We start from the raw sequence: 6199 nt of genomic DNA, 5'->3' as shown, positions 1-6199 counted from the left end.
TCTTGCTGGAATTAGCGAAGGAAACATGCACCAGCAGTAGGTGAAGCATCAACCAGATAATCCGATGAGATGCCGGTCTGTCTCACTCTCATGCAAAGGTAAGATCAACCATTTAATCCGCTTACCCAAAAAACAATACAAGCACTATCGAGACCAGCTACTTCAATTCAAAGACGTGGACGTCGCATGGACAGCACTGAGCGAACTTGGTGAGTTCATTCGCGGCAAGCGCTTTACGAAAGCGGACTATGTCGAAGACGGAGTCCCAGTCATTCATTATGGCGAGATCTATACCCGGTATGGGGTCTTTACGGATCGGGCTTTCTCTCGGGTGAGGAGCGATCTCGCCGAGTCCTTGCGTTATGCAGAGCCGGGCGATGTTGTGATAGCGGGTGTCGGGGAGACCGTTGAGGACGTTGGCAAGGCTGTCGCCTGGATTGGGAGCGAACGGGTTGCCATTCACGACGACAGCTACGCTTTTCGTCATTCAATGAATCCGAAATTCGTTTCGTATGTGATGCAGACAACCAAGTTCATTGATGAGAAAGCAAAGCATGTGTCGCGTGGAAAGGTGAATAGGTTACTGATCATTGGACTTGAAAAAGTCAGGATCCCTGTTCCGTACCCGGATGACCGCGAGAAGTCACTTGCGGAGCAGGCACGCATCGTCGCCATCCTGGACAAGTTCGATGCACTGACCAACTCCATCAGCGAAGGCCTGCCCAGCGAAATCGAGCTTCGCCAGAAGCAATACGAGCACTACCGCAATCTGCTGTTGAACTTCCCGAAGCCGGAAGAGGTAGCCGCCTGACATGAGCAAGACGCTCACCGAACTGGCCCAGCAACTCGAAGAGGCCAACAAGAAAGTGCAGTTGATCTATGCCTTCAACGGCACTGGCAAGACGCGTTTGTCGCGAGAGTTCAAGCAGTTGGTGTCACCCAGAGCGGAGGGGGCGGAGGCGTCGTCGTCAGAGTTGGCCGCCAAGAAGATCCTCTACTACAGCGCCTTCACGGAAGATCTGCTCTATTGGGATAACGACTTGGGGCTGGATGCTGAGCCGAAGTTGCGAATCCAACCCAACTCGTTCACCAGGTGGGTTCTCGAAGAGCAAGGCCAGGACCAGGGAATCATCGCCACTTTTCAGCACTACACCAGCGAAAAGCTGACGCCACACTTCAGCACCGATTTCTCTTCGGTCAGCTTTTCATTTGAGCGCGGCAACAATCAGCAAGAACCCAACATCAAGATATCCAAAGGCGAGGAGAGCAACTTCATCTGGAGCGTTTTCAACGCTCTGCTTGAACAGCTGATTGCCGAGCTGAACATCGCAGAGGTCGAGAACCGCTCCACTGATGCTTTCAACAACCTGGAGTACGTGTTCATTGATGACCCGGTGAGCTCACTGGATGAAAATCATCTGATTGAGTTGGCAGTCAACTTGGCGGGGCTGATCAAATCTAGTCAATCCAACCTGAAGTTCATCGTCACGACGCACAGCCCGCTGTTCTACAACGTGCTGTTCAATGAGCTGAACGGCAAAGTTTGCTATCTGCTGGAGCGCTTCGACGATGGTAGCTTTGCGCTCACGGAGAAGGATGGTGACTCCAACAAGAGCTTTTCCTATCACTTGTATTTGAAGCAGACCATCGAGCAGGCGATTGCTGACGACAAGGTTGAAAGATTCCACTTCACGTTGCTGCGCAACCTCTACGAGAAAACGGCAAGCTTCCTGGGCTATCCGAGGTGGTCAGAGTTGTTGCCTGATGACAGGCAGCTGTATCTCAACAGAATCATCCAGTTCACCAGCCACAGCACGCTGTCCAATGAGACCGTTGCACAGCCAACGCCTGCAGAGAAAGCGACGGTCAACCTGTTGCTCGATCACTTGAAGAACAGCCATGGTTTTTGGCAGCAGCAGGGACTCTGAAGGCATGAGCGAGATCACCCACCACACCGACTACCGCCAGGCGCTGGCCAGCATCAAGCAGCGTATCCAAACCTCGCAAACCCGTGCCGTGCTGGCGGTGAACGCCGAGTTGCTGAATCTGTATTGGGATATCGGCCGCCAGCTCGACTCTTGGCAACGCGAGCGTGCCTGGGGCTCGGCGGTGGTGGAGCAGATGGCGCTGGACCTGCAGGCCAGCTACCCGGGCATGAAGGGCTTTTCGCGCACCAGCCTGTTTGCCATGCGGCAGTTCTATGCCTTCTTCAGCCCGCAGTTTGAAGTTGTCCCACAGCCCGTGGGACAAATGCCCTGGGGGCATGTGCGCACCCTGCTGGCCAAGGTGAAGTCGGTGGAGCAGGTGCTGCTGTATGCGCAGGCCTGCGCCGAACACGGCTGGAGCCGCACGGTGCTGGAGTGGCAGATTGAGCAGCGTTTTCATGAGCGTGTGGGCCTGGCAGTGGGCAACTTTGCCCAGACCCTGCCGGCGCCCCAATCCGAGCTGGTGCAGCAAAGCTTGAAAGACCCCTACGTGTTCGACTTTCTGACGCTGGCCCCGCAGGCGGTGGAGCGCGACATCGAGAACCAGCTGGTCGCGCAGATCACCCGGTTTCTGCTGGAGCTGGGCAAGGGCTTTGCGTTCCTCGGGCGGCAGTACCCGTTGGCGGTGAACGGCAGGGACTACTTTCTGGATTTGCTGTTTTATCACGCACGCCTGAAGTGCTACGTGGTGATCGAGCTGAAGGCGGGCGGATTCAAACCCGAATATGTCGGCAAGCTCAACTTCTACCTTTCTGCAGTGGACGACCAGCTGCGCGCCGAGGGCGACCAACCGACCATTGGCCTGATCCTTTGCAAAGACAAGGACAAGCTGGACGTGGAGTATGCCCTGCGCGACATCCACAAGCCCATGGGCGTGAGTTCGTTCATTACCAAGGACATCCCCCTGGCGGTGCAGTCGCAGTTGCCGACCGTGCAGGAAATCGAGAGCGAACTGACCGCGCTGATCCACGATGAAGAGAACAAGCCCGATGAGTGACTACAAGACCATTGCCGAGTCCAGAAACTTCATCGTTCTGGACAAGTACACCAAGGACTGGCAGGTCAATGAGAGCTACCAGAGTGAGGGCGATCTGGAGCGGGAGTTCATTCAGGATCTGGTGCACCAGGGCTACGAGGCCCCGCCGGGCCTGAACACGCCCGAGGCCTTGCTGGCCAACGTGCGCGTGCAATTGCAAGCACTAAACAACGTGCAGTTCTCCAACGCCGAGTGGCAACGCTTTGTGGAGATCTGGCTGGACAAGCCCAGCGACGGCATCGTCGAGAAGACCCGCAAGATCCACGACGACTACGTTCACGACTTCGTGTTTGACGACGGGCGCATCCAGAACATCTACCTGCTGGACAAAAAGAACATCGCCCGCAACAAGGTGCAGGTGATTAAGCAGTTTGAGCAAACTGGCACGCACGCCAACCGCTACGATGTGACGATTCTGGTCAACGGCCTGCCGCTGGTGCAGGTGGAGCTGAAGAAGCGCGGCGTGGCCATTCGCGAGGCCTTCAACCAGGTGCACCGCTACAGCAAGGAGAGCTTCAACAGCGCGCACTCCCTGTTCAAGTATTTGCAGCTGTTCGTGATCTCCAACGGCACCGACAGCCGCTACTTTGCCAACACCACGCAGCGCAGCAAGAACAGTTTCGACTTCACCATGAACTGGGCGAAGGCGGACAACAGCCTGATCAAGGACCTGAAGGACTTCACCGCCACCTTCTTCCAGAAAGACACGCTGCTGAAGGTGCTGCTGCGCTACTCGGTCTTCGACACCAGCAATACGCTGCTGGTGATGCGCCCGTACCAGATTGCCGCCACCGAACGCATTCTGTGGAAGATCAACAGCGCCTGGCAGGGCAAGCAATGGAGTCGGCTGGAGGGCGGCGGCTACATCTGGCACACCACCGGTTCCGGCAAGACGCTGACCAGTTTCAAGGCTGCGCGCCTGGCCACCGAGCTGGATTTCATCGACAAGGTGTTCTTTGTGGTGGATCGTAAGGATCTGGACTACCAGACCATGAAGGAATACCAGCGCTTTTCACCGGACAGCGTGAATGGTTCGGATAGCACAGCCGGGCTCAAGCGCAATCTGGACAAGGACGACAACAAGATCATTGTCACCACCATCCAGAAGCTCAACAACCTGATGAAGAGCGAGGGCGACCTACCCATCTACGGCAAGCAGGTGGTGTTCATTTTCGATGAGTGTCATCGCAGCCAGTTCGGAGAAGCGCAGAAGAATCTGAGAAAGAGGTTCAAGAGGTTCTGTCAGTTCGGCTTTACCGGCACGCCGATCTTTCCACAGAACGCCCTCGGCGCGGAAACCACCGCCAGCGTGTTTGGCCGCGAACTGCATTCGTACGTGATTACCGATGCGATTCGCGACGAGAAGGTGCTGAAGTTCAAGGTGGACTACAACGATGTGCGCCCGCAGTTCAAGGCCATCGAAACCGAGCAGGACGAGAAGAAGCTCAGCGCGGCGGAAAACCGGCAGGCTTTACTGCACCCCGACCGCATCCGCGAAATCACCCAGTACATCCTGAACAACTTCCGGCAGAAGACCCACCGCCTACAAGCGGGTGCCAAGGGTTTCAACGCGATGTTTGCTGTCAGCAGCGTGGATGCCGCAAAGCTGTATTACGAGTCGTTCAAGACGCTACAAAACGGTAGCGACAAGCCTATAAGGGTGGCGACCATCTTCTCGTTTGCGGCCAACGAGGAACAGGACGCGGTCGGTGAGATTCAGGACGAGAGCTTTGATGTGTCTGCCATGAACAGCAGCGCCAAGGAGTTCCTGAACGGGGCCATCGCCGACTACAACGCGCTGTTCAAAACCAACTTCAGCGTCGACAGCAACGGCTTTCAGAACTATTACCGCGATCTTGCCAAACAGGTCAAAGCCAAAGAGGTTGATCTTCTGATCGTGGTGGGTATGTTCCTGACCGGTTTTGACGCGCCCACGCTGAACACCTTGTTCGTGGACAAGAGTCTGCGCTACCACGGCTTGATACAGGCCTACTCGCGCACCAATCGGATCTTCGACGCCACCAAAACCTTCGGCAACATCGTCACCTTCCGTGATCTGGAGCAGGCGACCATCGATGCCATCACTTTGTTCGGTGACAAAAACACCCGGAATGTGGTGTTGGAGAAGAGCTACAAGGAGTACATGGAAGGCTTTACCGACGTGGTGACCGGTGAAGCGCGACGCGGCTTTGTCGATGTAGTGACGGAGTTGGAGCAGCGTTTTCCCGACCCTGCTGCCATTGAAAAAGAGGCCGACAAGAAAGCCTTCGTCAAGCTGTTTGGTGAGTATCTGCGCGTGGAAAATGTGCTGCAGAACTACGACGAGTTCGTCAGCCTAAAGGCCTTTCAAGAGCTCGACAGGGACGACGCGGTGGTGGTTGAGGCCTTCAAGGCCAAGCACTATTTGAGCGATGACGACCTGGTCGTCCTGCCAGCCATCAAAATTCCGTCCGAGCGCGCACTTCAGGATTACCGCTCAACCTACAACGACGTGCGCGACTGGTTGCGGCGGCAGAAAGCTTCCGCCGGCAAAGACACATCCGCCATCGACTGGGACGACGTGGTTTTTGAGGTCGATCTTCTCAAGTCCCAGGAGATCAACCTGGACTACATCCTGGAACTGATCTTCGAGCACAACAAGAAAACCAGAAGCAAGGCAGACTTGGTGGATGAAGTGCGTCGGATGATTCGCGCCAGCCTTGGCAACCGCGCCAAGGAAGGCTTGCTGGTTGACTTCATCAATCAGACCGATCTGGACCAGATCGGAGACAAGGCCAGTGTGATCGATGCCTTCTTCACATTTGCGCAAGCAGAGCAGCGGCGTGAGGCGCAGGAGTTGATCGAGTCGGAAGCCCTTAATGCGGAGGCGGCCAGGCGCTATATCTCCGCCTCGCTCAAGCGGGAATTCGCTAGCGACAGCGGTACGGAGCTCAATGCCGCTCTGCCCAAGATGAGCCCGCTTAATCCGCAGTATCTGACAAAAAAACAAACCGTATTTCAGAAAATTGCTGCGTTCGTTGAGAAGTTCAAGGGCGTGGGCGACCAAGTTTAGGGCGCCTCGAAAAACCTCGGCACCTCTGTGATTGGTAAAATTGGATTGTCCTGATTTCGTTCTCTGCCGCCAGCCATGAAGAAACGCACCGCCATCAAGACCGACCTGTTCGCCGACGAGCATCAC

General features: G+C 55.8%; 4 protein-coding genes. All 4 read left to right on the top strand.

The features are described from left to right. Positions 1–175 precede the first annotated feature (175 nt). Genes GPA21_RS18810 through GPA21_RS18795 form a run of 4 tightly spaced genes read left to right on the top strand, consistent with a single transcriptional unit; the run spans position 176 to position 6073 of the window. A complete protein-coding gene (locus GPA21_RS18810; RefSeq protein WP_211163705.1) occupies positions 176–811 on the top strand; it encodes a restriction endonuclease subunit S in 636 nt (211 codons plus the stop codon). A gap of 1 nt (position 812) precedes the next feature. After that, positions 813–1928 (top strand): ATP-binding protein, encoded by a 1116-nt coding sequence (locus GPA21_RS18805; protein ID WP_168989623.1) that lies wholly within the window; start codon positions 813–815, stop codon positions 1926–1928. 4 nt (positions 1929–1932) lie between these two features. After that, positions 1933–2982 carry a PDDEXK nuclease domain-containing protein gene (locus GPA21_RS18800; protein ID WP_168989622.1) on the top strand — a complete coding sequence of 350 codons (1050 nt, stop codon included), beginning with the start codon at positions 1933–1935 and terminating at the stop codon, positions 2980–2982. After that, entirely contained in the window at positions 2975–6073 is a 3099-nt protein-coding gene (locus tag GPA21_RS18795; protein WP_168989621.1) for a type I restriction endonuclease subunit R, read from the top strand. Before GPA21_RS18800 ends, GPA21_RS18795 begins: the two co-directional genes overlap by 8 nt. Positions 6074–6199: the final 126 nt, after the last annotated feature.

This window comes from Azoarcus taiwanensis, from assembly GCF_012910885.1.
GTDB lineage: Bacteria > Pseudomonadota > Gammaproteobacteria > Burkholderiales > Rhodocyclaceae > Azoarcus_F > Azoarcus_F taiwanensis.
The sequence above is the reverse complement of the archived record's forward strand: the minus strand, read 5'-3'. Positions and strand labels throughout refer to the sequence as shown.